This is a genomic window from Desulfobacter hydrogenophilus (genome assembly GCF_004319545.1).
GTDB lineage: Bacteria > Desulfobacterota > Desulfobacteria > Desulfobacterales > Desulfobacteraceae > Desulfobacter > Desulfobacter hydrogenophilus.
Genome location: NZ_CP036313.1, coordinates 1,367,681 through 1,393,653 on the forward strand (window position 1 = coordinate 1,367,681; position 25,973 = coordinate 1,393,653).

A 25,973-nucleotide genomic window follows, 5' to 3' on the forward strand; every position below is an offset into this window, starting at 1 on the left:
GAGACAGGGGTGCTTTCCGGCACCGGTGCAGGTGACATTCTAATAACCGGTATTGCGACCATTAATGGAGACTTGCTCGTCGATCGTACCACCGATATTATGACCATTGCGTCCACCGGTTCTCTAAAGGGTTCCGGAAGTATAGACAGCGGGATTATTATCAACGGAACCCATTCTCCAGGGAACTCCATCGGCACCCAAAGTATTACAGGAAATGTAACCTATAACAGTGGCTCCGTCATTGAAATTGAACTGGATAATGACGGAAACCATGACCAGATAAATATAACAGGGGACCTGACCATCAACAATGGGGCGACATTTAAAGGGGTTAGTTTCGGCGGGGCTGTCAGCAACTCCCTTATTTTAGATATCATGACCTATACCGGCGAGCTTACCGTTGGCGGTGGTGTTGTTACAGATGAACGCTTTGCGTTTGATACCTCATACCTTGATACGGCTGTCCTGGATTTTACACTCTCTCATTCGACAACCGACGATACGATTTATATGATCGTCAATCCGTCTGAGTTTAATCCCCTGTCGGTTAGCAGTTTTACAGACGGGCTTACGCTTGCTCTGGACAATATTAATTCAGCCGGGGCCAGCGGGGAGATGGCTTCGCTGATTATCCAGCTTCAGTCTATTCTTGCAGAATCTGAACTGCATCAGGCCTTTACGGAATTGTCGCCCGTACAGTTGAATGCAACCCCTGCCGCCATCGTTGCAGCGACTCAGTCTATAGGAGATGTTATATCCGGACATATCGATAAAGTGACTGCCGGCGTCACCAACCAGCGCCTTGCCTCGGAAAAGGTTGCGTCTAAGAATTCAGGCGTTTTATTGAATGTTGACCAGTCCCTGGTCATTGAACAAAAAAAATGGACTCCTTTTATTGAATTTGTGGTTAGCAAAGGGGATCAGGACGATAAAGACGGAATATCAGGATACAAGCTCGATAATACTGGGTTTATCATAGGAACGGACTACCTGGTCAGCGACAAATTTCTGGTAGGGTTGAGCGGATCTTACATGCAGCCCTCCATGGATTCCAATGACGATCTTGTCAGTATCGATATTGAGACATGGCAGGCCAACGTATACAGCAGCTATTTTCTTCAGAATTTTTATATCGACGCCAATGCCGGTTACGGGTGGTCGAAAATTGATTCAGAACGCCAAATTAATTTCATGGGTACGGCGGCAGAAGCCGATCATGATGCTGAGTATTTTGCACTTGGCGTGGGAGCGGGATATCGGCTGGACGTTTATAAAAAAGTGATTGTTGAACCCTTTTGTGAGTTAAATTATGTGGATATGGATGAAGACGGATATGAAGAGAGTGGGGCTGGCGGCGCAAATTCGAAAATTAGCAGTAACAGTGTCGAAAGTCTCAAGTCGGGTCTGGGCATAAGGCTGGCCAAATTGTTCGATTTGCAGAACGGCATATCCATAAAACCTGAAATCTCATATAGATGGGAGCATGAGTTTAAGGACGACGCCGTTTCAAACTCTGCTTCTTTTGTGTCTGCGGGATCCAGCTTTACCACAGAGGGGATCAAACCCGATGCCAATCACCATATCTTCGGTGCAAGCATAAAAGCGTTCATGGGCCATCAAATGAGTCTTTACCTAAATTATGAATACGATAGGTCTGACTCATATAGGTCCCATAACGGGCTTGCCGGTATTGAGATTAATTTTTAAATGACAGTGACTTAAACCGCAGGTATATGTCCATGGTAACCCGCTTTGGCATTCCTGCGGTTATTCTCTGTTTCCGGCACTCAGGTGAAGATTGAAAGCTTTAAGTAAAATAGCCAAGTGGGCATTTGTTTTAATGGTCTGTGCCCAGGTCTATTCCTGCCGCAGTATCCCTGCCCCCTCCCTGGTCATCCGCCATGGTCCCATTGAGTGCAGATCAGATCTTTCCTTTAATGAGACCGTGTGCTTGCTGAACAAATTGACTATGATTCAAAGCAGTTTGTATGCGATGCTGGATATAACACCGGTGCAGCCATCGCCTTTATTGAAGGTGAATATTCTTCTCGACCGGAAAGAATATATTAAAATTGTACAACGTTTTGGTGTGCCAGGAAAATTGGTCGATGGGTTCTGCGATACGAATACTCTTGAAATGTTTATCCTCCTGAAGCCAACATGGTTGGGTTATGGTAATATGACTACCCTTTTTCATGAATTCACTCATCTTGTGCTCACTGCTCGACTTATTTATCCTGATATCCACCGAGCTGTAAGACCGTTTCCCTTCTGGTTTGCAGAAGGGATGGCCTGTTATGCCGAAGCTGTTTCTTTTGTCGATGGCAAAGTGATCTTCGGTCAAAAAAACGAACCCCGTTTGAAGCTGCTGAAATCCTGTATAGAAGGCCCGCAACGTATCTGGAGCAGCCCTGTATTTTCGTCGGACTATACCAAGGGCTTTGCGCTGAATGATTATGCTTTGGCCTGGGGACTTGTCGCTTATATTATGTCCTCGGCAGATCTGCGTCCTCAGGCGGCACTTTTTGTAAAGTTATATCCCGATGACTTGTCTAATGATCATTGCGAATTGTTCAGGCGCTATTTTGTTGGGAATGACAATACCCGTGGTGAATGGGAAAAAATTTTTTTTGCCTGGCTAACCCTTGCAAAAAAACCATAACCAAACGGTAATTTGTCACAAAAGTATGGGGTGGTATATTGGTATCCGTTAAAAATAAAGGGGATGTATGCATGTACATCTTGCAGGAATATGTCTCGCAACCCCACCAATGATTCAAAGGGCGTTTTATGAAACGGAAATGGTCGCCCAGGCAATGGGTGCAGCACCTGTTTTTGGGTATTGTCTTATTTAGTGGTATTCGGTTTTACCTGTTTGTGGCAAATCTTGAAAAAGGCATCATGCCGGGATTCCATCGGCCCGACAGCGTAGATGCTTTTTTGCCCATCAGCGCACTGCTCGGTTTGAGGCATCTTATTTCTAACCAAACCATCCCGGCAATTCATCCGGCAGGTCTTGTTATTTTTTTGATTGTCTGTGGTTCGGCCCTGCTGGTCCGGCGGGGGTTTTGTGCCTGGGTTTGTCCGGTGGGGCTTCTCAGCGACTACCTTGATACGCTCAACGCAAAGATGTTTCGGCATCCCCCGGTCATGCCTCGCTGGCTGGACCTGACATTGGGGATCATTAAATATGTAGTGGCGGCATTTTTTATATTTCAAATTTTTTTTGTGATGCCCAACGCAGGTGTCGACGGCTTTTTGAACAGTACTGCCAACCGGTTTGCCGACATAAAAATGCTCTGGTTTTTTACACACATCACACCGGTGGCTCTGGGTGTGATATGTGTGCTGGTTGTGCTGTCACTTTTCTTTCGACGGTTCTGGTGCCGGTATCTTTGTCCGTATGGCGCCCTTTTAGCTGTTATTGGGCTTTTCAGTCCGGCGCGGGTGCATCGAAATCCTGACCGTTGTGTTGGGTGCAAAAAGTGTGACCACCACTGCCCCGGTTTAATTGCGGTCAGCCGTAAAACAACGATCCGATCACCAGAGTGCTTGGCCTGCCTGCGCTGCGTTTCGCAGTGTCCTGAAAAAGGGGCGCTTTCTTTTTCATATTTTTCCGGTAAGACAGGCATCAGCCCTGAAGTTATGACAGGCATTTTTCTGGTAATCTTTAGCCTTGGTATTGGTGCTGCCATGCTGACCGGCCACTGGCAGACCCATATTTCAGCCGACCAATACCTCGCCTTTACCGCCCAGCACCGGACCGCGCAGGCGTTTAACCGAAGGGCTGCTTTGTCACAGGCAGATGCGGCCGAAATGCAGCGTATCATGATCAGAATGCGCAAACAAAAAGAAAAGTCGTTATCTGCGGGTCTGCATGAAGAAGCCCGACCAACTCGTGCAGATCCCAGCCACGATGGAAAAAAGCGGCAAGGCTTGGGCTTGCACTGAAACAGGCCTGCCGGCGTTTCAATGTTAAGAACGGTGAGTCTGTCCATGGGCATCGGAATCAAGCTCATGGCCGAAGGTCAAATTGACCTCACAGGGGTTCAGATCGCCATCAAAAAAAAGATCTATCAGCCTGTATTGAAGGGACTTACCGACCTGAATACCATAATGAGGGAAAATATTATTTGATCTCAAACGCGTAAAAATGATCAGATGCTCAAAATATGCCCCACCCGGCCACAGGAACAACATGTCGTTCCTGCAGCCGGACAGGGGTATATGAGGCAAAAGGCAAGGGGTGAGGATGGTTTCCTCTCCCCCTTTCTAAAACTCAACCAACGTCTTTCATGAAGTTTCTTAATACCGTGTGCAGAATTCCGCCATTTTGATAGTACTCAATTTCCACAGGCGTATCCAATCTAAGCCGCACCGGAATTTCTTGGTCATCCACTTTTAGTGTCAATTCCATGCCGGGTTTAATGCCGTCACTAAGTCCCAAAATGGAATAGGATTCTTTCCCGGTCAGCTTCAAAGCGTCCGGCGAGTTACCGTCTTTAAACTGTAAGGGTAAAACACCCATTCCCAGCAAATTGGATCTGTGAATTCTTTCGTAACTGGTTGCAATCACCGCTTTGACGCCTAAAAGATAAGTCCCCTTGGCGGCCCAGTCCCGTGAAGATCCGGTTCCATATTCTTTGCCGGCTAAAACAATCAAAGGTGTTCCGGAATCTTTATATTTTTCGGACGCTTCAAAAATCGACATCTGCTCCCCGCTGGGAAGATAGGTGGTAATGCCGCCTTCTGTCCCAGGTGCAAGCTGGTTCCTCAATCTAATGTTGGCAAAGGTCCCCCTGACCATCACCTGGTCATTTCCCCTTCTGGAGCCATATGAATTGAAATCCGCATGCGAAATTTCATGTTCAAGTAGATACGCTGCAGCAGGCGTATTTTGTGCAATGGCCCCGGCAGGTGAAATATGGTCGGTGGTGACCGAGTCCCCGACCTTAACCAGCACTTTGGCGTCAACGATATCAGTGACAGGTTTCAGTTCTTTGCTCATATTCAGGAAAAAGGGCGGATTTCTGATATAGGTTGAGGATTCATCCCACTCATAAACCTCATCTCCCTTGGTTGGAATTTCGTTCCAAAGCGGAGACAGCGTTTCAAAATTGCTATACCGTTCCAGATACATTTCAGGCGTGATCAGTGAGGTGATTTCTGAAATTTCGCTTTGGTCCGGCCAGATATCTTTCAGGTAGACCGCCTGTCCCTCCTGATCGGTTCCCAAAGGCTCTTCCAGAAGATTGATATTGATGGTTCCTGCGATTGCATAAGCAACAACCAGGGGAGGGCTTGCCAGGTAATTGGCTTTTGTGAGCGCGTGGACCCTGCCTTCGAAATTACGGTTCCCGGAAAGGACAGATGCAACGACCAGATCTTTGTCTATTATCGCTTTGCTAATGGGTTCCGAGAAGGGGCCGGAATTTCCAATACAGCTTGTACAGCCATATCCCACCGTAAAAAATCCAAGTTGTTCTAGAAAGCTGTCAAGTTTTGATTGCTGCAGGTAATCGGTGACAACCCTTGATCCCGGTGCCAGTGATGTTTTGACCCATGGTTTTGTTTTTAGCCCCTTTTCAACCGCTTTCTTGGCGAGTAATCCGGCAGCAATCATGACAAATGGATTGCTGGTATTCGTACAGGAGGTGATGGCAGCAAGTACAACCGATCCGTGTGCCAGGGTAAAAGGCTTTTCTGACTTGGAAAGGCTTATCTGTGTTTGACAAGACAGCTCGTTCTCTTTTAACTCATATCCTCGTTGGCTAACGGATGCCGTTAAGGTTTTTGCCCAAGCATGCTTCATATCCGACAATCCGATTCGATCCTGGGGACGTTTGGGTCCTGCCATAGAAGGCTCGATGGTTGAAAGATCCAACTCAATTTCATCTGAAAACCCAGGGGCGGACATTCCGTCAGTTCTGAAAAGACCTTGGGCTTTGCAGTAATGCTCGACCCTTTCAATTACCTCAGGACTTCTACCGGTGCTTTTTAAATAGTGCAAGGTCTCATTATCTGTGGGGAAAAACCCTATGGTCGCACCATATTCGGGCGCCATGTTAGATATAGTGGCTCTATCGGGAAGACTGAGCCCTGAAAGTCCGTCACCATAGAACTCAACAAATTTTTCCACCACACCCACGTCTCTTAATATTTGAACAACTCTAAAAACCAAATCTGTGGCTGTGGTTCCGGGGTTCATTTTTCCGGTTAATTTGAATCCTACAACTTCAGGGATCTGCATATAAATGGGTTGCCCCAGCATTACTGATTCAGCTTCAATTCCACCAACGCCCCAGCCTAACACGCCTAAACTGTTCACCATTGGCGTGTGGGAATCGGTTCCAACGAGTGTATCCGAAAAACAGATGTTATCTTTCATTTGCACGACATTGGCCAAAAACTCCAGGTTAACCTGATGTACAATGCCCACGCCGGGAGGGAATATCCTCATATTTTTAAAGTTCTTCTGTCCCCATTTCAAAAATTCATATCTTTCCCGGTTACGTTCAAATTCCCTTTCCATATTGATCTGCAGGGAGTTTGGCATGCCAAACGAGTCAACTTGAATGGAGTGATCAATAATTAGATCCACTGGTATTTTAGGGTTAATAACAGCAGGATTTCCCCCTAATTGGCTCATGGATGTTCTTAAGGCAGCTAAATCAACCAAAGCGGGAACGCCTGTTAAATCTTGCAGAACAACCCGGGCCGGCTTAAAAGGGATCTCTTTTTCAGATTTTTGTTTAGGCTGCCAATTTGCCAACGCGACGATATCATCTTCATTGACTTGGAAGTGGTCGAGGTTGCGCAGGGTCTGCTCCAATAATATCTTAATTGAAAACGGCAGGCCGGATATGTGTCCTATTCCTTGTTTTTCCAAATTCTCAAGTTTATAGAACTGCGCCGTCGTTTTAGATAGCTTTAGGTGATCTTTGCTACCAAATTTGTCTTGATCCATAAAATCTCCTTTTACTAATTTAGATGCAAATACTTTTGGAGCTTAAAAGACCCGGAATGCCCTGCGTCGCAACAAAGACTATGGACAAAAAGGCATACAAAATGGAAAATTTATTTTTCCGAGCCCTTAAGGCGTTTGTTTTCCTGAATCCTATACCGGAATGGTACGATATTTTTATATCATAAATTGCTTGCAATACATACTTCTTTCATATTATGCCGGGCAACAGTCTGGTAAGAAGGCTCAGCCTTTTTTGCCATCGATTTTCAGGGAATCCAAACCGTTCTCCGGTCCGAGCAAAATCAGGATATCTTCCTGGTTCAAAATGTCATCAGCATGGGGGGAGAAGCGTGTATGCTCGGCATCCAGGCCTTTTATCGCAACGACCTGAACACCATATTTATTGGTCAGGTTAATTTGTTTAAGACTTTTACCCACAAATTTTCCAGGCACGGCAAGCTCAATGATGCCATACCCTTCCATAAACGGCAGGTAATCTATGAGGTTGGGGTTGTCCAGTTTCCTTGCCATGGACAGAGCCGTGTCTTTTTCCGGAAAAATGATCTCTTTAATGCCCAGCTTTTCTAAAACTTTTTTGTGGGGGTCACTGATGGCTTTAGCCACAATATGCGCGATACCAAGTTCCTGAAGGTTGAGCACCGCAAGGATGGAATCCCCGAGCACTGAGCCAATGCCTACCACGGCTGTGTCCACATTTTTGACGCCGAGTTCTTTAAGGGTGCCCGCATCCGTGGCATCCGCAACCACCGCCTGGGTGACATCGTCTTTAATGGATTGTACAAGAACAGGACTTTTATCTATGGCCATGACATCATGGCCTTTGCGGTATAAATGGGTGGCCAGGTGAAATCCAAAATTTCCCAGGCCAATAATCAGAAACTGTTTCATATCATCTTCCTTTAACCGATCATTATATTTTCCTGGGCATAGGAAAATTTACTTGGTTTGCCTTTTCTGCTTACTGCAATGGCAATGCCCATGGGGCCTAAACGCCCGATAAACATGATACATATAATAATCAGTTTGCCAATCTCTGAAAATCCGGACGTAATACCGGTGGACAGCCCCACGGTGCCAAAGGCACTGACCACTTCATAAAAAATTTCAAGAAAGGAACCCCGGGTCAGATTATGGGAGACATTGCCGATTTCCGTCTGCTGGAGCAGCACCACGCCGATGACAATTACCAGCATACTGATGATAATCAAGCTCACGGCCTTTGATATACTGGCATCAGACACCCTGCGGTAAAAAATATGGGGATGTTCCTGTCCCCGGAATCTGGAATATCCCAGGATGGCGAGACTGGATATCGTGGTTACCTTGACCCCACCGCCGCAGGAGCCGGGGGCTGTGCCCACAAACATCAGAAGAATGCTGATAAAAAGCGTTTCATTGGCCAAACTGCCAATATCAAGCGTGTTGAATCCGGCGGTACGGGTATTCACAGCTTGGAAAAAAGAGGCCAGAAATTTGGTGTGCGGGGGCAGATCCCTAAGGGTGTTGGACCATTCCAGGATAAAAAACAGCAGCGTGCTGCCGGCCAGTAGAATCAAGGTAGCAGTCAGCGTCAACCGTGTATGCAGGCTGAATTTTGACCAGCAGCGTTTTGAAAATGAAAATTTTTGCCGGATTTCCGCCATGACAATAAACCCGATCCCTCCGGTGATAATAAGAAAGCAGATATCAAGGTTGATCAGCCAGTTGCCGCCATACCGGGTGAAACTGTCCGGAAACAGAGAAAATCCTGCGTTGCAGAACGCACTGACCGAATGGAATGCCGCATAGCAGATGGCCTTGCCCACAGGGAACCTGTAAAGAAAATCCGGCAGCATCAATGCCGTACCGATCAGCTCAATGATAAATGTAAATATCAGTATTTCTTTGACCAGTGCATATACATTCTTTCCCTGGCCGTAACTGTAGGTATCCGAGAGCATCTGCCGGCCGGTCATGCCCACCCGCTTGCCAAGGGTGAGCAGGAACATGGTGGACAAAACCATGATGCCGATGCCGCCGGCCTGGATCAGCATCATGAGGACTGCTTTGCCGAAAAAGGTGAACGTTGACGCTGTGTCAACCACGCTCAGTCCTGTGACGCATACGGCGGAAGCTGATGTGAAAAGTGCGTCAATAAAGCCCAAATGTCCTTGTTCTGTGGATGCAGGCAAAAGAAGTAACATCGCGCCAAGCAGTATCAACGCGGCATAGCTGAGCATGGAGATCCGGCCCGGGGACAAAACTTTCCCTTTCCGGGTGGGCGCCTTATGGTGCAGCAACGTCATCTCTCAACCAAATTGTTTTTTTCAGTTCGATCATTGGTTTAAAAATCAACGACGATCTCTTCATAGGTCTTACGCCATTTAGGAGGATCGAGTACAAGTCCAGGTTTCTTGTATCCCACAGCAAGCAAAACTGGAATCCAGTATTTGTCAGGAATATTAAATGCTTTTTTGACGCCTTCATGGTCAAATCCGTCCATGGGATGGGAATCAAGGCCTAAACTTACGGCTGCATACATCAGGCTCATGGCAAAGAATCCCGCGTTTTTAGCGGCAAAAGCCAGGTTGGCATCCGGACTCCAGTTGTATAGGGAGCTTGTGGCGTTCAGGAACCAATCACGTTGGGTGTCGGGCATGCCGGTTTTGACCATCTCCTGCCAGGTCCGTTCAAATCCGGGATGGCCCTTTTTCCATCCGTCCTTATCTGCCAGCACAATCATGGTTACCGGGGCTTCAACGATTTTGGGCTGGTCCCAGGCCAGGGCTTTGAGTTTTTCCTTTTGCTCCCTGTCCTGCAGAACCATCAGGCTCCAGGGCTGCAGATTAAAGCTGGAAGGTGTATCGGCGGCCAGTTCCACCATTTCTTTGATTATTTCTTGGGGGACCACTTTTTCAGGGTCAAAAAAGTTGATGGACCGTCTATTTTTGGTGATTTGCTCAAAGTTCATAATATCTCCTTACCTCCCGTTCTTGACGAGTGTGTTTTAGTTCGTCGAGCTTCATTTATTAGCTTCTGCTAAGTTAATTTTAATTTCAGAAAGGTCAAGGACAGCGCAATGAATTTATTTTTGGAGGCAGGACAATCAGTCCGGTTCCTGCTGTTTTACTTTTTGGGAATTTGTCTTTTTTTGTGATCATCATCAATGGCAACATAAACGAATCGTGCTTCCGTAACTTTAAAACGTTCTGTACCACAGGTGTTCAGCAGTATGGGTTTAACCCACACTTCAAGCTTCACTGTAATTGAGGTGTTTCCTACTTTTTCCACGTAACCATAGCAACAAAAAATATCTCCCACCTGAATGGGCTCGATGAATTTCATACCTTCCACTGCAATGGTCACGACACGTCCACATGTAACCTCCTTGGCTAGAATGCTGCCTGCAATATCCATCTGGGACAGGACCCATCCCCCAAAAATATCTCCGTTGGGATTTGTATCTGCCGGCATTGTCTGGGTTCGAAGAAGCAAGTCTCCGTGTGGTTTTTGTTTTTCTTCCATTAATGGAATATCCGCCATTGATATAATATCCTTTCGATTAATTGTGATTACAATTTATGTTGCATTGTGTGTGAATGTAATATGTTCCTTTATAAAACAGATTTGATCAAGGAACAATAGTAGACTTGTGAGGATTCGCAATGCTCCCAGGGATTTGATCTTGCTTTGACAAGCTGTTATATTCACATATCCCGACGGATAGATTGTAAGGGAGCCTATCATTCCCGGAACCGACACAACAGACCCGCCCTTTTTAAGTAAGGGCCAAAAGGAGGAATTAAGAAATGGCGAATCGTACCGAACATGATACCATGGGCGCAATCCAGGTGCCTGCAGACGCATTGTGGGGCGCCCAGACCGAACGTAGTCGGCAAAATTTCACCATTGGTCGGGAGTTGATGCCACAAGCCCTGATCCATGCCTTTGCACGGCTAAAAAAAGCCTGTGCCGCCGTCAACAGGCGGATGGAACTGCTGGATGATCATCAGGCCGATCTTATTATCCGGGTCTGCGATGAAATCCTGAACGGGGATCACGCCGACCAGTTTCCCCTTCACGTCTGGCAGACCGGCAGCGGCACCCAGACCAATATGAATTTAAATGAGGTCATTGCCAACCGGGCCGCCCTTCTTGACGGCAAGGCGCTTGATGATACCAGACCGATCCACCCCAATGACCATGTGAACAAATCCCAAAGTTCCAACGACACATTCCCGGCGGCCATGCATATTGCGGCGGTCTTTGAGATCCATGACACCCTGCTTCCCGCAGTTGAGCGCATGCGTCTCACCCTTGAAAAAAAATCCCAGGAATTTTCACATATTATTAAAATCGGACGCACCCATCTCCAGGATGCCACCCCACTGACACTTGGCCAGGAAATCAGCGGCTGGGAAGCTATGATCCAAAGCAGCCGGGAGCAGATTTTACAATCTCTGGAAACACTTTACCCGCTTGCCATTGGCGGAACAGCGGTGGGGACGGGCTTAAATGCGCCCCAGGGTTTTGGAAAAGATGTGGCAGAAGAACTTGCCAAGTTAACCGGCCATCCGTTCAGCCAGATGAAAAATACCTTTCATGGTCTCACCGGACATGACCAGATCGTCTTCACCAGTGGTGCAATCAAAGGGTTGGCTGCCAATTTGATGAAAATCGCCAATGACATCCGGTGGCTTGCCAGCGGTCCCAGGTGCGGTATCGGCGAGCTCAATATTCCGGCCAATGAGCCGGGCAGTTCCATCATGCCCGGAAAAATAAACCCCACCCAGGCCGAAGCCGCCACCATGGTTGCCTGCCAGGTCATGGGAAATGATGCGGCCATCGGCTTTGCCGCCAGCCAGGGCAACTTTGAACTCAATGTCTTTAAACCGGTTATCATCCATAACCTGCTTCAATCCGTTACGCTTCTGGGCGATACCATCTCCTCTTTCACATCCCATTGCCTGGCCGGGATTGCCCCCAACATCCCGGTGATTGAACGTCACCTGAAGAATTCTCTGATGCTGGTCACCGCACTGGCACCGCACATCGGATATGACAATGCCGCCCGGATCGCCAAAAAAGCGCTTCAGGAAGACATGACGTTAAAAGAGGCCGCCGCAGAACTGGATTTAGTTCAACCCGGGCAATTTGATGAATGGGTCAACCCAGAAACCATGATTCTGGGACGAAAGTAACTTTTTATGGATTTAGCAACGCTACAGCGTTTCGCGCCGAATTTTTACTCGTATCACGGCGTGACTTAGGCTCGGGATAAAATGGAGGATTTATTTGTTTTTATATTTTTTTTTGACGTTGAAAAAATCCCAAATGCCCCAGGGGATCAATACAGCGCTCAGTACTTGATTGAAAAGCGCATATTCAGCCATGTCAGGGTCTGGATTTAACCATCCGTCCCAAAAGCACCACAATCCGAATCCGAGCAACAGGATAGTGAATACGTAAGGGCTCATTTTAGGAGGGGGAGGGGGCTTTCCCTTCGATTTTTTTTCATTCATGAATTCTTTTGTCCTTATGATAATTATTTATTTAAATAGTTATCATAGATCATTTTACTTGAGAAGAAATAAATATTTTGCGAAAAAAATATTATTTCAAGAGGCTTCGGCGTTTACGTTTATGATATTGCCCGCCCGGGACCATAAAAATTTGAAAAAACAGTTCAGCAAAATATAAAAATCATGTATATTCAACCTTTTTTTAAGAGTTAAAAATTCGGTGGATTATTATTACATTATAAAGAGCCAGCACTGGATACCATCCAGGCGGTTTTGGGACATGGAGTAAAAAATGGCTAAACCAAAAAAAGAAGCAACATTGATGGACAAAGTCGTTGGGCTGTGCAAACGCAGGGGCTTTGTATATCCGGGATCTGAGATTTACGGCGGACTGGCCAATGCCTGGGATTTCGGTCCTTTAGGGGTGGAGCTGCTTAAAAATCTGAAAGATGCCTGGTGGAAAAAATTTGTCACCGAACGTATTGATATGGTGGGTCTGGATGCCGCCATCCTCATGAACCCGACCGCCTGGGAAGCCTCCGGCCATGTGGGCAGTTTTTCCGATCCACTGATGGACTGCAAAAAATGTAAATCCCGGGAGCGGGCCGACAAGCTTGTGGAAACGTGGCAACATGACAACAGGTCTGATGAGCAACCCGCTAACTGGGCAGGGGAAAAAACCCCACCCCAGGATATGCTGGATTTTATTAATGCCAAAAATATCACCTGTCCCAAGTGCGGCAGCCTTGAATGGACCCTGCCAAAGGCCTTTAACCTGATGTTTAAAACCCAGCAGGGCGTGGTTGAAGGCGAAGGAAAGGACATATATCTGCGTCCTGAAACCGCCCAGGGTATCTTTGTCAATTTTAAGAATGTCCAGACCACCTCACGCAAAAAAATTCCCTTTGGCATTGCCCAGATCGGCAAGGCTTTCAGGAACGAAATTACTCCGGGCAATTTTGTGTTCAGGACCCGTGAGTTTGAGCAGATGGAAATTGAATATTTCTGTAAACCCGGAACCGATCCTGAGTACCATGACTTCTGGAAAAAATTCTGCATGGACTGGTACTTAGGGCTAGGCGTTACCCCGGACAATCTTAGATTGCGTGACCATGACGCAGCGGAATTGTCCCATTACTCCAATGGCACGTCCGATATTGAATACCGGTATCCCTTTGGCTGGGGGGAATTATGCGGCATCGCTTCGAGGACCAACTATGACTTAAGCCAGCATATGGAGTACTCCTCCAAGGATCTGCAGTATTTTGACGAGGCTGCCAGGGAAAAGTACATCCCCTTTGTAATTGAACCGTCCCTCGGGGTTCAGCGCTCTGCTCTGGTATTTTTGTGCGACGCCTATGAAGAAGAAGAAATTAAAGAGGGGGATACCCGGGTGGTACTGCATCTGCACAACCAGCTGGCCCCTGTGAAAATCGCAGTGATGCCCCTGGCCAAAAAAATTGCCGACAACGCAAAGCCCGTCTTTGACATCCTGGTACAGCAACTGGGGCTGAACATGGATTTTGACGTCCAGGGCAGCATAGGCAAGCGCTACCGTCGCCAGGATGAGGTCGGCACCCCCTATTGCATCACCTTTGATTATGACTCCCTTGACGACAATGCCGTTACTATCCGGGAGCGGGACTCCATGGATCAGCAGCGTATAAAGATAGATGAATTGGTTCCCTTTTTCCGGGAAAAATTTACATATTAACGAAAAAATTTTATGACACTGTATTCATACAAAGATATTGCACCGGACATCCACGACTCCGTTTTTATAGCACCTGGTGCAAAAATTATAGGAGATGTGCAGATCGGCCGGGATTCGTCGGTCTGGTTTCAATCGGTTCTCAGGGGCGATGTCGCTGAGATCCGCATTGGCGAACGCACAAATATTCAGGATCTTTGCATGGGGCATGTGGCCAGGGACACCCCGTTGATCATCGGAAACGGCGTCACCATAGGCCATAACTGCTGTGTGCACGGCTGCACCATTGGGGACGGCTGTCTGATCGGCATGGGTGCGGTTCTCTTGAATAACAGCGTAATAGGGAACGGTTGCGTCATCGCGGCCGGTGCCGTTGTCCTTGAAAAAACAATCATTGAGCCATATTCACTTGTTACCGGGTCGCCGGGCAAAGTAAAGAAAATTTACGAAAACCAGGAAGAGATTGATCACATGCTGAAAGCAGCCTCTGATAACTATGTGGGGCACGCAAGGGAATTTGGTTCTAACGATCTGTTTTATGAGATTAAAAAATAGAACGGTAATTCCATCCCCTGTCGATCAAAGGCAGGGGATTTATTTTTTCTGCGGTCCTTACCGGTTTCTGGCTGCTTTTTCTACCCCGGTCCAATCCTTTTCAAGCCCCATGGCCCGGCCCAGCAATTGGGTAAGGAGTATGGCGGGTATGGGGTTTGTTGATCCCGATTTCAGGATAAGATCCCGGCCGTATTCATATTGCATGTGGCAATAGTTGCATGCCGTGCAGATTATATCGGCGCCTTCCTGTTCCGCTGTTTTATATTTTTCCAGAATAAAGTCCCGGGCCAGTTTGTTGTTTTTTTCCAACAGGGGATTGCCGCAGCACTCCAGGCGTTTGGACCAGTTTACGGGGTCTGCCCCGGTCAGTGTGATAATCCGTTCAAATATCGTCGGTGCATTGGGGCGGTCATCGAATCCGGTGATGGTTGACGGACGCAGCGCATGACAGCCGTAGCTTGGGGCCACTTTTATCCCGTCAAGGGGGTGGGTGATGCTTTGCCGGATAACGCCTTTATCGACTTCCCGGTCCAGGAAGGTCAGCATGTGATGAATTTTGACGCCCCCGTCATAGTGTAGCCCTTCCTTTTTCAGTATCCCGTTGATCATGACTTGTTTGTCGGGGTCGTTTTGAAAATAATGTTCTGCCTGTTTAAGGGTGCCGAAACCGCACTTGCACAGGGTCAGCACAGGCAGACTATGGGCCTGGGCGATAGCCAGATTCCGTATGGCCAGTAAAAGAAAGGCATCCAAATTTTTTTCCTTAACAGGGTATCCGCAACAGCCAAAATCAAGTTCTTCCACCTCAACATTGAGCCTGGATAAAACGGCTTTAGCCGACTTTGGATGCTGGGGAATGTCAAATCCGGTTCTACATCCTGAGAATAGCGCGTATTTCATATTCCAAATTCCTGGTGGTATGCCATGTTTCTAAGTTGATAAAAAATATCCGTAATCTTGACTCCCTGGGGACAATTTTCCTGGCATTTATAACAAGTCAGGCAATCCCATACAATGGGGGCATCCTTTGCCAAATCGGTTTGCCCCAGAATAAGGGCATGTATGACCTGGTGGGGTGCTGATCCGAACTCTTGGGTTTCGTCTGTAACACCTACCACCGGGCATATGCTTGTACAAGTCAGACAGGTATAACATTGTGAAAATGTAGCCCCCTGGAGGGATTCTTTCAAGGATGCAACCACAGGGTTTTTTCCGGTTTTGATTTTCACAGGGGCTTCAAGCCCGGCTTTTTCAGACTTATGTTTTTTGCGAAGTTCCCTTATTCGAATAACGGGATCCGGAAGAGATTCCTCCTCCAGCTGCCCCCGGGTTGCCTTCCAGATATCCTGCAGGTCCAGTCCGGCAGGGCAGATCTGGGAACATTTGTTGCACATGGTGCAGATAAAACTGCCAATGGAAAAGGCATCCCTTAATTCCGGATCCATTGGCCGGCCCCATGCCGACTCCCGGATGCGGGTTACACGTTCCGAGGGAAACACCCATTGATTGTCAAATATTTCATATAAAGGTCCCACGGCACAATGGCTGGTGCAGGTGCCGCATTGGGTGCAGGCGGAAAGATCAAACACCCGGCGGGTGGCCTTGTTCTCATCGCGTTTTATTTGCTGTCCTGAAAATCCCGAAATTATAAGGCTTACCGGGGTTGTCAAAATATGCAGGAACTTGCTGAAAGGCAGGTAGGCCAAGGCGAAAAAACAGCTTAAAAAATGAATCGTCAGCATCAGTGAATCCAGGCGGTGCCTATTGAAAAAACCGGCAACCGGCTTCATGGCAATGGAGACAGGATAGGAGACAAATGCCCACCTTGGGTTCGCGTGGCAGGCGGCGCAATTGTCTTCATTGATAATCCACCCTTCTTCCATAATTTCCGGGGTGACCGGGATGGTCTCCCCAGGGAACTGGACATTGAATTCTTCCTGCCAGACGGCCTTAAGCGCCGGGAGTTCCTCATCATAATCCATGGCGCCATATTCTTCCACCATGTCGTAAAACACACCGGAAGAGATGATCTTTGCGCCTTCCAGGCCAAAACCGGATGTCATGATGAGTGCAAGCAGGACGATGGCCAGGCAATCTGGGCGCTTGCTGATCTGTTTTAAGCGAAAATGGGTTTTCCTGCGATATATGGCAATGCCCACTCCCACCATCACCATTACACCAGCCACATTCCGAAGGGCCATGAACGGGTTCAGGGTGGATAGGTAATCTGAAAAAATCACTTCGCTGACATAGCTTTCAAGGGCATGGAAAAAAAACAACCAGGCAAACCCCCAGTAAATACAGATGTGCATAAACCACTTCAGAAAATTCTGGCGCATCAGCGGCAATTGAAGCACTACATCCAGAATAATCGTCTTGAAAAGATGAAAAATCCGGGCAGGTGATACCAGGATGCCGAACAGGCTGAACAAAAAAGCTTTTATTCGGCCTGCCGTAGTGACTCCGGACCGGTCCGATCCGATGGTTAACCGGAAAAATCCAATGATTCTGTAAATGATTCCGACGAGGAATATTGCCAACGCAATAAAAAAACTCCAGGTATAAAGCGCTGGACCGGTTAATAAATCATACAACGGCATTAATTATCTCCCAGTAAAATTTAGGATGATATCCAGGAGCCTCGAATCCGGGTACCAAAAATGTCACATAAATGCTACTCAAAAAGAGCACAAAATAATCTATTAGAATATTGCAATAAGTCAGCATTGTCAATTTTATATTTTATACTTAAGATGTGTGGATAATCCGCATTATCGGCTCAGGGAAAAACCAACCCGAAAGATTTCTTCTTTTGAGCTGTATTCCTTCAGGCGTTCCGCATATCCGTTGAAATACTGCAGATGCAGGTAGAGATTGAGCCCGTTGTTGAAAAACGAGGTCAGCGGATAGCTTAAGTCCGCCTGGATACTGGGACCCGCGTCAGCCCACCTTGTGTGGGTATCCAGACACAGGCCCATGGGTCTGCCTGCCTGGAGCTGCAAATCAAAATATCCCCGAAAATCTGCCAGGTCCGGATTATTTTCATCCTCATTCATCACGTATACCCACAGTTTGGGTGCAACGGTCAGATAGGCATTCTCAAAAAGTGAAATCTGCATAATCGGCTTGATATATATATAATTGGTGGACCTGGAATCTTCTCCGCTCTTGCCGTTGGACTCATGCTGGAACCCGCCTTGGACACCGAACGTTTTAACCCATGGCAGATCTAAATCAATTTTGGGCACCAGGTAAAACAACTCCGGCTTATAACTGGAATCGTTAAAAGGTTTGGACGTTGACTCAAGGTCCCAGTAAGAGGTCTGGGTATAGGCCAGATGAAATCCATCCAGCAGGGAATTTAACCCCCGGCTGTCAAAGGGCGCATTGAACAGCTTGTACTTAAAACTGACCTGGAATTTACTTTTTTCCAGTCCTGGGTCCACACCGAACAGGAAATAGACCGGCTCATAGGCAGACAGATTTTTCAAAAAGGGCTGAAATTCGTTTTGCTTTTCTCCAATGACCAGTTGCCCCTGGCTTGCATGTTCCTCTTCTCGGTCCTGGGGTTCAACCGGCGGAACCGCGGCAAACAACACCGGGCTGGACTTGAGATCTTCGAGTGTCAGACTGACCGTTCCGGTCATGTCTTGTGGCAGTTCAAACTCATAGGTCAGTTTGGCGAATCCGCCGGCCGGGACAGTCACCGTGCCGTCTGGGGCGATTTCCATACCAATGGCCTTCACTACGCGCTTTTGATCGTCTATGCCCACCGTTACCATGACAGAATCATAATCCTTTGAAATGATATCCGTGGTACCGGGATTTTGGACAAACAGGGTAAACCGGGTAGGTTGACCTGCCACGGCATTTTCCTGGGGCGGGACAATGAATATATTTGATGTGTCAGCTCTTGCAGAAGTTAGATGCAAAGAAATTGCACCCAGGGCAAAAATCACAAAAAACACAGCTATAAGCCGAATGCTTTTTAAGGGGTAATACATGGAAACGCTCCGCAACGGTTTTTTCATGAGCCACAGCTAATTTAAAATACCCGGTTATGTCAAGAAAAATATATTATTAAGCCCGTTGACATCAAATAATTTATGTTCTAAAGATTCCTCCGTTCGAGTGATTTCTGAAATAGCTGAAATGGAGGAGTATATGTCTGAACTTGAAACTCGAGTGGAATGTAAGAGCCTTTTTAAAAAAGTGATGAAGGCTGAAGAAACAATCCAGTTTTTTAAACCTGGAATGAACCTGGGCTGGTCAGGTTTCACACCTGCAGGTTATCCAAAAGCCGTGCCCATAGCACTGGCTGACTATGTTGAAGCCAACAGCCTTCAGGGCAAATGGCGGTTCAACCTCTTTATTGGGGCATCTGTCGGTGCGGAAACCGAAGACAGATGGGCTAGCCTCGACATGATCGACAGAAGATGGCCGTACCAGACAGGTAAAAACATCGCCAAAGGCATCAATGAAGGCCGCATCAGAATGGGTGACAAACACCTTTCTCTCTTCGGCCAGGATCTTGGCTACGGTTTCTATACAAAAGATACGCAGTCAGGCAAGCTTGACCTTGCGATCCTTGAAGTTTCCGCCGTTAAAGAAGACGGAAGCCTTGTGCCCACAGCCTCTTGTGGTGTAATCCCTGAAATCCTCATGGTTTGTGACAAGATCATCCTTGAGGTTAACACAGGTATGCCGTCATTCGAAGGCATGCATGACCTTTTTATGCAGGGAACACCGCCTAACAGACAGGTCTTCAATATTACAAAAGCAGACAGCCGCATAGGTTCTACCACCATCCCATGTGACCCTGAAAAAGTTATTGCTGTTGTAGAGTCAAAATATCCCGACAAAGGCCGCGCTTTTACAGCAATTGATGCGAAATCCGAAGCCATTGCAGGACACATCATTGATTTCTTCAGTGCTGAAGTTAAAGCCGGACGGCTTCCTGAAAACCTGCTTCCGCTCCAGTCCGGTGTTGGTTCTATCGCCAATGCAGTTGTGGGCGGTCTTGCTAAAAGTCCTTTCGAACACCTTACGGTTTACACGGAAGTTCTTCAGGATACCATGCTTGACCTATTTGATGCCGGTAAACTTGATGCCGCGTCTTCATGTTCACTTTCCCTTTCCGAAAAAGAGGGCTTCCCGCGTTTTCTGGCAAACCGGGATAGATACGCAGACAAAATTGTTCTTCGTCCGCTTTCCGTTTCCAACTCGCCGGAGGCGGTCCGCCGTCTTGGATGTATCTCTATGAATACACCTATTGAGTTCGACCTTTACGCCCACGCGAATTCAACACTCGTAGGTGGTACAAGAATGATCAACGGCATCGGCGGTTCAGGTGACTTCCTCAGAAACGGTTACCTTACAATTATGCACTGTCCGTCCGTCCGTCCTACAAAAAAAGATCCGACAGGTATCACCTGCGTTGTGCCAAAAGCGCCGCATGTTGACCACACAGAGCACGACCTTGACGTTGTCGTCACAGATCAGGGCCTTGCAGACCTTCGTGGTCTCGCGCCTAAAGAGAGGGCTCAGACGATCATCAACAAATGTGTGCACCCTGAATATAAAGATATCATGCAGGAGTATCTTGACATCTCTTCTAAGATCACGCTTGCAAAAGGTATCGGTCACGAGCCCCAACTCTTTGACAGATGTTTTAAAATGCAGCTGAATCTTGCTAAAAACGGCACAATGAAAATCGACAACTGGGACGTACCTGAAATGGTATAGTTAGATTGGCACGATTGAAAGCTTAAACGTTTTCCCGGTTGCACAAGATACATATAGGGGAGCCTTAACGGGTTCCCCTTTTTTATTGGCCCAACGCTTTTATGGATTTGACAACCCCTTTGATCACCTGTTAAATTACCGGCATGAAAAATAAAACAAGAATGGATAAACCCTGTCGGACAACGCTTTCCGTGCCGGGAAATAAAGAAAAAATGCATGCCAAGGCTGCGGCGTCCAACGTTGACGTCATCATGCTGGACTTAGAAGACAGCGTGCCGGCAGATCAAAAAGAAGCAGCCCGTAAAACGGTTATTGACTCGCTTCTGTCTTTGGATTTTAACGCAAAGTGCGTAGACCTTCGCATAAACAGCCTGGACACCCCTTTTGCCTACAAAGATTTGATTCAGGTGGTAGAGGCGGCCGGCGATCACCTTGATAACATTGTGGTGCCAAAGGTAAACGATGAGGGGGACATTCATTTTGTCAGCCGGTTACTGGATGGCCTTGAAATGGCATTGGGGCAAAAAAGGCAGATCCGGATTCAGGCATGTATTGAGACCGCCCAGGGACTTTCTCGGATTAAAGAAATTGCCGAGGCCGATGCCAGGCTTTCGGCGCTGGCATTTGGCATTGCCGATTACCAGGCCAGCATTGGTGCCGGACTGATCTCTTTATCCGGCCACGGAGAAAACGAGGAACAGGTTTATCCCGGCCACCGGTGGCATTTCCCTATTAGCCGTATGGTCATGGCTGCCAAGGCCAATGGGCTTTTGGCCCTGGATGCACCCTATGGAAACTTTAAGGATGACCACGGTCTGAAAAAATCCACTGACCTGGGTAAGGCACTTGGATGTGACGGCAAATGGGTGATCCATCCCGACCAAATCGATACGGTCAACCAGGTGTTTACCCCTTCAAAGGAAGAGATTCAACGGGCCAAGCAGATTCTGGAAGCGGCAGATGACCGGTCACGAGGCGCCGTGGCTGTGGACGGTCGCATGGTGGACCAGGCCACCATCCGTATTGCCCGCAGGGTTTGGGACCAGGCCGTTTTCCTCGGACAGGTTTAAGGGACTCTGAAAAATAGAAAAAAGGACATATTTTTATCAAACAGAATTCATCAAACTCCGGTTCAACAAAATAGAGTTAAAAAAAATGTTCTTTAAATTTTGTTGAATTAGGTATCATGTCCCCGGAATTCCACGCGATTCACGGCGGCGGAGCCGCCGTGAACAAATTAATGTATGATTTCCGTTTATCTTTTATGCCCACTTCTCTAACGGGATAACATGAAAAGTTTGAAGGTTATGCAGATCTGAATAATTTCTTTTTAAATTCAACTTTATTGGAGATTAACCTTTTTTCTTTTTATTTTCAGAATTGTATTCCGGCATGAATTAAAAATCAATGGAACCCGGGGTGCGGGGAAAGGCAATAACATCCCGAATATTGGAAATACCGGTAAGCATCATCAAAAACCGTTCAAAGCCCATGCCAAAGCCGGCGTGGGGCACGGTGCCGAACCTGCGTGAATCCAGGTACCACCAGTAGGGATCTTTATCAAGACCTATCTCATCCATCCGGGCCTCCAGCACGCTTAAGCGCTCCTCCCGCTGACTGCCCCCGATGAGCTCGCCGATGCCCGGAACCAGTAGATCCATGGCAGCTACGGTTTGGCCGTCATCGTTCATGCGCATGTAAAAGGGTTTGATCTGTCTTGGATAATCAGTAAGAAATACCGGCGTCTTAAAATGTTCTTCAGCCAGAAACCGCTCGTGTTCAGACTGCAGGTCAATGCCGTACTCAACCGGATATTCAAATGTTCTGCCGCATTTTTTCAAAATTTCCACGGCGTCAGTGTAAGGCAGCCGGGCAAAGGGTTTGCTTACCAGGGTTTCCAGCTGCGGTCCCAGGTTTTTGTCCACAAAACGCATGAACAGGTCCAGATCTTCTCTGCAATGATCCATGGCATGCCTGACCAGGTATTTAACCAGCTCTTCGGCATGATCCATATCACCGTCAAGGTCACAAAATGCCATTTCCGGTTCCAGCATCCAGAATTCTGCAGCATGGCGCCGGGTATTGGAATTTTCCGCCCTAAAGGTTGGACTGAAGGTATAGACATCGCCCAGGGCAAGGGCAAACATTTCGGCTGAGAGCTGACCGGATACGGTGAGATTGGCTTCCTGACCGAAAAAATCCCTGGAAAAATCCATTCGCCCCTGTTTTTGAACATCCGCCGGATCAAGGCCTGTGACCCGGAACATCTCTCCTGCGCCTTCGCAGTCGGAACCTGTGATCAACGGGGAGTGAAGATAATAAAACCCCTTATCCAGATAAAAGGCATGAATGGCCTGGGCCATCCGGGATCTGATCCTGAAAGCCGCACCGTATTTGTTGGTCCGGGGCCGAAGATGGGCAATACTTCGCAAAAACTCGTCTGTATGCCGTTTTTTCTGTAAAGGATAATTTTCCGAGGCAATGCTGATCACATCCACAGCAGTGGCCTGGATTTCCCACTTCTGGCCCTTGCCGGGCGATGCCACCAACTGTCCGGTTACGCTGGCCGCAGAGCCTGTGGTCAGTTTTTCCACCTTCCTGTATTTAGCCAGGTCGTTTCCGGCAATCACCTGGATATTGGCCAGACAGGAACCGTCATTGAGTTCAATAAAACTAAAATCCTTTGCGTCCCTTTTGGTCCGGACCCATCCCTGTACAAAGACCTCACCCGGTGGGTTGGCCATATCCAGCACTGCCTTTATCTTGGTTCTTTTCATTGCAATTTCCGTTTTAAAAATATATAGTTACTGATTTTCAAACAGGTAAAGTAAAGGTTAGAATATAAGAAAATCAGTATCATGTACAAACAAAATTATCAATACATCCTTAACCGGGTCCAGACCCCGACCCGGTATTCCGGCAATGAAATCAACTCAGTCAAAAAAGACCTGTCCCAGGTTGATCTGACCTTTGCCCTGGCCTTTCCGGACCTGTATGAAATCGGTACATCCCATTTTGGACTTCAAATCCTTTATTCCATTCTGAACAAACGGGAAGATATTGCAGCAGAACGCTTTTTTGCCCCGGCACCGGATATGGAAGCGTTGATGCGGGAAAAACAAATCCCCTGTCTCTCCATGGAGACCCGGACGCCTCTGGACCGCTTTGATATCATCGGCGTCAGCCTCTTGTATGAACTCAATTTCACCAACATTCTGACCCTGTTTGATTTATCCGGCATCCCCTTTTACGCGAATCAGCGGGATGATAGTTTCCCCTTGATCATTGCCGGCGGCCCCTGCGCCTTTAATCCAGAGCCTTTAGCTGATTTTTTCGATGCCTTTGTGATTGGCGACGGAGAACAGGCCATCACCCAGGTGGCAGATACCGTTCTTGCCTTTAAAAAGGAGGGTGACGGCAAAAAAAAGACGTTGCTCAGGATGCTTTCCAAAATTGAGGGCGTATATGTGCCGTCCTTTTTCACCCCATCCCGGGATGGTAACGGCCACCAGATTCTGACCCCTCAGTATGCGGACTACGCCCGCATCAAACGGGCCATCCTGCCGGAACTGACCTTTGCCGGTTTTCCCATTTCACCCATCGTGCCCTTTGGAAAACCGGTTCATGACCGCCTGCGCCTGGAAATCGCCCGGGGATGTTCCAGGGGGTGCCGGTTCTGCCAGGCCGGAATGATTTACAGGCCGGTAAGGGAACGAAGTCTGGAAGATCTTCTTGAAATTACCAAAACCTCTTTGGCAACCACGGGTTACTCGGACATTTCCCTGCTGTCTTTGAGCACCGGAGATTATTCGCAACTGCCTGCATTAATAGAAAAACTACTATTGCTGAGCCAAGGCCAATGCAATGCCATCAGCCTGCCGTCCATCCGGGCAGAAAAACTGACCCCCCAGCTCATGGAGCTGATCAAAAGTGTCCGTAAAACCGGTTTTACCATTGCACCAGAAGCCGGAACCCAGCGCCTGCGCGACATCATCAACAAGAACCTCACCGAAGAGAGCATTGCAAAAACCGTTGAAAACGCCCTGTCCCTGGGCTGGAAAAACATCAAGCTGTACTTTATGACAGGCCTTCCCTTTGAACAGATGGATGACATTGAGGGCATTGCGGATCTTTCCCGACGGCTGGCCTCCAACTATACCAAGGGAAAACAGATGATCAATGTTTCTGCCACCTGCTTTATTCCCAAAGCCCACACCCCGTTCCAGAATCATGCCCAGATGACCCTGGACCAGACCCTTGAAAAACTGCAGTACCTGAAAGACAATCTGCGGCACCCCAAGGTAAAGCTGAAATGGCAGGATCCGAAGATGAGTCTTTTGGAAGGGGTATGGGCCAGGGGAGACCGGGCCCTGTCGCCTCTACTGGTCAAGGCATTTGAACTGGGATGCCGCCTGGACGGATGGAGTGACCATTTGAATTTCAGCCTGTGGGAACAGGCCTTTGAGACCACAGGCATTGATCCTGTCTTTTATACCTCCCGCCAAAGAGCCTCTGGTGAGCCACTGCCCTGGGACCACATTGATTCCGGGATTAAAAAAGAGTTCTTCGAAAGCGAATTTAAAAAAGCGGAAGAGATGGCCTTGACACCGGACTGCCGGGAGAACGCCTGCACCGGGTGCGGCATTTGCAACTTTAAAACCATTGCGCCTGTGGTTCAAAAAAACAATGCCGGCCAGGAACCGCTTTCAGATAAAAACCCGGAGAAAAGAACAGGCCTGCAGCCGGACCGCCTACCGGACGACGCGTTTATCAAATACGAATTGAACTTTTCCAAACTGGAAGACGCCAGATTTTTCGGGCATCTGGAAATGGCCACCATTTTCCAACGCGCAGTCAAGCGTACAGGCTTTGCCGTAAAATACTCCAAGGGGTTCAATCCGTCCATGCGCATGTCCTTTGCCACTGCCCTACCCCTGGGGATGGAGAGTGAGGAGGAAAGTCTTTACATCTATCTTGAAAAAGGATTGAAGCCCCACAGGATCATGTCATCCCTGAACGCCCAACTGCCGCGGGGTATTGAGATTACAGACTGCGCACTTTTCAGTAAATCACCGCAAAGTCAGTCCCCCCGGGACACCTATCAAATTTCATTTGCAACACCCTGTATCGGCCAACCTGAACTGGACCGGTTTCTGGCCCTGTCTGAATTTATGGTTGAAGATATCAGCAAAAAAGGTAAAATTCGAAAAACAGATTTACGAAAAGCGCTTTCATCCGTTCGACTGATTTCCCCTATTTGCCTTAAAATGACGCTGGCACCGTATAATGCACGCATCGTCAGGCCTGTAGAAATTTTGGCCAGGGGATTTGGTGTTGATGATACAGTTGTAAAGGATGCAAGAATAAAAAAATTGAAGAGTTAACTTAAATATTGTCTGAACGAAAACTTGGAAATTTTGTCGAGTACAAGGCGGACCGCAAATTTTAACCACAGGCATATATAAAATATTCC

At 47.6% G+C, this 25,973-nt stretch carries 20 protein-coding genes; 10 read left to right on the forward strand and 10 right to left on the reverse strand.

The window, feature by feature from the left end; all coding sequences use genetic code 11:
* Positions 1 to 9 precede the first annotated feature (9 nt).
* From EYB58_RS05950 to EYB58_RS23090, 4 genes are all read left to right on the forward strand, one after another.
* Complete coding sequence (locus EYB58_RS05950) at positions 10 to 1,707, forward strand: autotransporter family protein (RefSeq protein ID WP_111953906.1); 1,698 nt, start codon at positions 10 to 12, stop codon at positions 1,705 to 1,707.
* 91 nt (positions 1,708 to 1,798) lie between these two features.
* A complete protein-coding gene (locus EYB58_RS05955) occupies positions 1,799 to 2,662 on the forward strand; it encodes a DUF1570 domain-containing protein (RefSeq protein ID WP_111953908.1) in 864 nt (287 codons plus the stop codon).
* A 128-nt stretch (positions 2,663 to 2,790) separates the two neighbouring features.
* Positions 2,791 to 3,951, forward strand: coding sequence for a 4Fe-4S binding protein (locus tag EYB58_RS05960; protein ID WP_111953910.1), 1,161 nt, complete (start codon positions 2,791 to 2,793; stop codon positions 3,949 to 3,951).
* A gap of 21 nt (positions 3,952 to 3,972) precedes the next feature.
* Positions 3,973 to 4,137, forward strand: a complete 165-nt coding sequence (locus EYB58_RS23090) for a hypothetical protein (protein ID WP_163354507.1) — start codon at positions 3,973 to 3,975, stop codon at positions 4,135 to 4,137.
* A 142-nt stretch (positions 4,138 to 4,279) separates the two neighbouring features.
* Here EYB58_RS23090 and acnA read toward each other — a convergent pair whose 3' ends face one another.
* The 5 genes from acnA to yciA all read right to left on the reverse strand — a co-directional run bounded on the left by acnA (position 4,280) and on the right by yciA (position 10,510).
* The gene (gene acnA, locus EYB58_RS05965; RefSeq protein ID WP_111953912.1) at positions 4,280 to 6,967 is read right to left on the reverse strand and encodes an aconitate hydratase AcnA; all 2,688 of its coding nucleotides are present in this window, start codon (positions 6,965 to 6,967) and stop codon (positions 4,280 to 4,282) included.
* Between the two features lie 243 nt (positions 6,968 to 7,210).
* Complete coding sequence (locus EYB58_RS05970; RefSeq protein ID WP_111953914.1) at positions 7,211 to 7,876, reverse strand: potassium channel family protein; 666 nt, start codon at positions 7,874 to 7,876, stop codon at positions 7,211 to 7,213.
* Between the two features lie 11 nt (positions 7,877 to 7,887).
* Complete coding sequence (locus tag EYB58_RS05975) at positions 7,888 to 9,273, reverse strand: TrkH family potassium uptake protein (RefSeq protein WP_111953916.1); 1,386 nt, start codon at positions 9,271 to 9,273, stop codon at positions 7,888 to 7,890.
* A gap of 38 nt (positions 9,274 to 9,311) precedes the next feature.
* On the reverse strand, positions 9,312 to 9,938 hold the full coding sequence (locus tag EYB58_RS05980; RefSeq protein WP_111953918.1) for a nitroreductase family protein: 627 nt from the start codon (positions 9,936 to 9,938) through the stop codon (positions 9,312 to 9,314).
* A gap of 155 nt (positions 9,939 to 10,093) precedes the next feature.
* The gene (gene yciA / locus EYB58_RS05985) at positions 10,094 to 10,510 is read right to left on the reverse strand and encodes an acyl-CoA thioester hydrolase YciA (protein ID WP_242637576.1); all 417 of its coding nucleotides are present in this window, start codon (positions 10,508 to 10,510) and stop codon (positions 10,094 to 10,096) included.
* 266 nt (positions 10,511 to 10,776) lie between these two features.
* Between yciA and fumC the strand changes: the two genes are divergently transcribed.
* Positions 10,777 to 12,168: a class II fumarate hydratase gene (gene fumC / locus EYB58_RS05990; RefSeq protein WP_111953920.1), complete on the forward strand. Its 1,392-nt coding sequence runs from the start codon at positions 10,777 to 10,779 to the stop codon at positions 12,166 to 12,168.
* Positions 12,169 to 12,258: 90 nt separating this feature from the next.
* Here the strand turns inward: fumC and EYB58_RS05995 are convergent, their stop codons facing one another.
* Complete coding sequence (locus tag EYB58_RS05995) at positions 12,259 to 12,489, reverse strand: hypothetical protein (RefSeq protein WP_111953922.1); 231 nt, start codon at positions 12,487 to 12,489, stop codon at positions 12,259 to 12,261.
* Positions 12,490 to 12,781: 292 nt separating this feature from the next.
* Here EYB58_RS05995 and EYB58_RS06000 point away from each other — a divergent pair, with 292 nt between their 5' ends.
* Both EYB58_RS06000 and EYB58_RS06005 read left to right on the forward strand, forming a co-directional pair.
* Positions 12,782 to 14,203, forward strand: coding sequence for a glycine--tRNA ligase (locus EYB58_RS06000; protein ID WP_111953926.1), 1,422 nt, complete (start codon positions 12,782 to 12,784; stop codon positions 14,201 to 14,203).
* A 12-nt stretch (positions 14,204 to 14,215) separates the two neighbouring features.
* Positions 14,216 to 14,755, forward strand: coding sequence for a gamma carbonic anhydrase family protein (locus EYB58_RS06005; RefSeq protein WP_111953928.1), 540 nt, complete (start codon positions 14,216 to 14,218; stop codon positions 14,753 to 14,755).
* A gap of 57 nt (positions 14,756 to 14,812) precedes the next feature.
* Here EYB58_RS06005 and EYB58_RS06010 read toward each other — a convergent pair whose 3' ends face one another.
* The 3 genes from EYB58_RS06010 to EYB58_RS06020 all read right to left on the reverse strand — a co-directional run bounded on the left by EYB58_RS06010 (position 14,813) and on the right by EYB58_RS06020 (position 18,786).
* On the reverse strand, positions 14,813 to 15,655 hold the full coding sequence (locus EYB58_RS06010) for a CoB--CoM heterodisulfide reductase iron-sulfur subunit B family protein (RefSeq protein WP_111953930.1): 843 nt from the start codon (positions 15,653 to 15,655) through the stop codon (positions 14,813 to 14,815).
* Positions 15,652 to 17,355: a 4Fe-4S dicluster domain-containing protein gene (locus EYB58_RS06015; RefSeq protein WP_111953932.1), complete on the reverse strand. Its 1,704-nt coding sequence runs from the start codon at positions 17,353 to 17,355 to the stop codon at positions 15,652 to 15,654. Before EYB58_RS06015 ends, EYB58_RS06010 begins: the two co-directional genes overlap by 4 nt.
* A gap of 171 nt (positions 17,356 to 17,526) precedes the next feature.
* Positions 17,527 to 18,786 (reverse strand): phospholipase A, encoded by a 1,260-nt coding sequence (locus tag EYB58_RS06020; protein WP_111953934.1) that lies wholly within the window; start codon positions 18,784 to 18,786, stop codon positions 17,527 to 17,529.
* 133 nt (positions 18,787 to 18,919) lie between these two features.
* Between EYB58_RS06020 and EYB58_RS06025 the strand changes: the two genes are divergently transcribed.
* On the forward strand, positions 18,920 to 20,500 hold the full coding sequence (locus EYB58_RS06025) for an acetyl-CoA hydrolase/transferase C-terminal domain-containing protein (protein ID WP_111953936.1): 1,581 nt from the start codon (positions 18,920 to 18,922) through the stop codon (positions 20,498 to 20,500).
* Between the two features lie 161 nt (positions 20,501 to 20,661).
* The gene (locus tag EYB58_RS06030; RefSeq protein ID WP_242637577.1) at positions 20,662 to 21,570 is read left to right on the forward strand and encodes an HpcH/HpaI aldolase/citrate lyase family protein; all 909 of its coding nucleotides are present in this window, start codon (positions 20,662 to 20,664) and stop codon (positions 21,568 to 21,570) included.
* 327 nt (positions 21,571 to 21,897) lie between these two features.
* Here EYB58_RS06030 and asnS read toward each other — a convergent pair whose 3' ends face one another.
* Positions 21,898 to 23,277: an asparagine--tRNA ligase gene (gene asnS, locus EYB58_RS06035; RefSeq protein ID WP_111953940.1), complete on the reverse strand. Its 1,380-nt coding sequence runs from the start codon at positions 23,275 to 23,277 to the stop codon at positions 21,898 to 21,900.
* Between the two features lie 81 nt (positions 23,278 to 23,358).
* Here asnS and EYB58_RS06040 point away from each other — a divergent pair, with 81 nt between their 5' ends.
* On the forward strand, positions 23,359 to 25,884 hold the full coding sequence (locus tag EYB58_RS06040; protein ID WP_111953942.1) for a TIGR03960 family B12-binding radical SAM protein: 2,526 nt from the start codon (positions 23,359 to 23,361) through the stop codon (positions 25,882 to 25,884).
* Positions 25,885 to 25,973 lie beyond the last annotated feature (89 nt).

What these genes read in the sequence shown, in the direction of transcription:
- EYB58_RS06020 (WP_111953934.1), bottom strand. Translation starts at nt 18,786, where the DNA reads ATGAAAAAACCGTTGCGGAGCGTTTCCATGTATTACCCCTTAAAAAGC.
- EYB58_RS05960 (WP_111953910.1), top strand. Translation starts at nt 2,791, where the DNA reads ATGAAACGGAAATGGTCGCCCAGGCAATGGGTGCAGCACCTGTTTTTG.
- EYB58_RS05995 (WP_111953922.1), bottom strand. Translation starts at nt 12,489, where the DNA reads ATGAATGAAAAAAAATCGAAGGGAAAGCCCCCTCCCCCTCCTAAAATG.
- EYB58_RS06040 (WP_111953942.1), top strand. Translation starts at nt 23,359, where the DNA reads ATGTACAAACAAAATTATCAATACATCCTTAACCGGGTCCAGACCCCG.
- EYB58_RS06010 (WP_111953930.1), bottom strand. Translation starts at nt 15,655, where the DNA reads ATGAAATACGCGCTATTCTCAGGATGTAGAACCGGATTTGACATTCCC.
- asnS (WP_111953940.1), bottom strand. Translation starts at nt 23,277, where the DNA reads ATGAAAAGAACCAAGATAAAGGCAGTGCTGGATATGGCCAACCCACCG.
- fumC (WP_111953920.1), top strand. Translation starts at nt 10,777, where the DNA reads ATGGCGAATCGTACCGAACATGATACCATGGGCGCAATCCAGGTGCCT.
- EYB58_RS05975 (WP_111953916.1), bottom strand. Translation starts at nt 9,273, where the DNA reads ATGACGTTGCTGCACCATAAGGCGCCCACCCGGAAAGGGAAAGTTTTG.
- EYB58_RS06015 (WP_111953932.1), bottom strand. Translation starts at nt 17,355, where the DNA reads ATGCCGTTGTATGATTTATTAACCGGTCCAGCGCTTTATACCTGGAGT.
- EYB58_RS05970 (WP_111953914.1), bottom strand. Translation starts at nt 7,876, where the DNA reads ATGAAACAGTTTCTGATTATTGGCCTGGGAAATTTTGGATTTCACCTG.
- EYB58_RS06030 (WP_242637577.1), top strand. Translation starts at nt 20,662, where the DNA reads ATGGATAAACCCTGTCGGACAACGCTTTCCGTGCCGGGAAATAAAGAA.
- EYB58_RS23090 (WP_163354507.1), top strand. Translation starts at nt 3,973, where the DNA reads ATGTTAAGAACGGTGAGTCTGTCCATGGGCATCGGAATCAAGCTCATG.
- EYB58_RS06005 (WP_111953928.1), top strand. Translation starts at nt 14,216, where the DNA reads ATGACACTGTATTCATACAAAGATATTGCACCGGACATCCACGACTCC.
- acnA (WP_111953912.1), bottom strand. Translation starts at nt 6,967, where the DNA reads ATGGATCAAGACAAATTTGGTAGCAAAGATCACCTAAAGCTATCTAAA.
- EYB58_RS06025 (WP_111953936.1), top strand. Translation starts at nt 18,920, where the DNA reads ATGTCTGAACTTGAAACTCGAGTGGAATGTAAGAGCCTTTTTAAAAAA.
- yciA (WP_242637576.1), bottom strand. Translation starts at nt 10,510, where the DNA reads ATGGCGGATATTCCATTAATGGAAGAAAAACAAAAACCACACGGAGAC.
- EYB58_RS06000 (WP_111953926.1), top strand. Translation starts at nt 12,782, where the DNA reads ATGGCTAAACCAAAAAAAGAAGCAACATTGATGGACAAAGTCGTTGGG.
- EYB58_RS05980 (WP_111953918.1), bottom strand. Translation starts at nt 9,938, where the DNA reads ATGAACTTTGAGCAAATCACCAAAAATAGACGGTCCATCAACTTTTTT.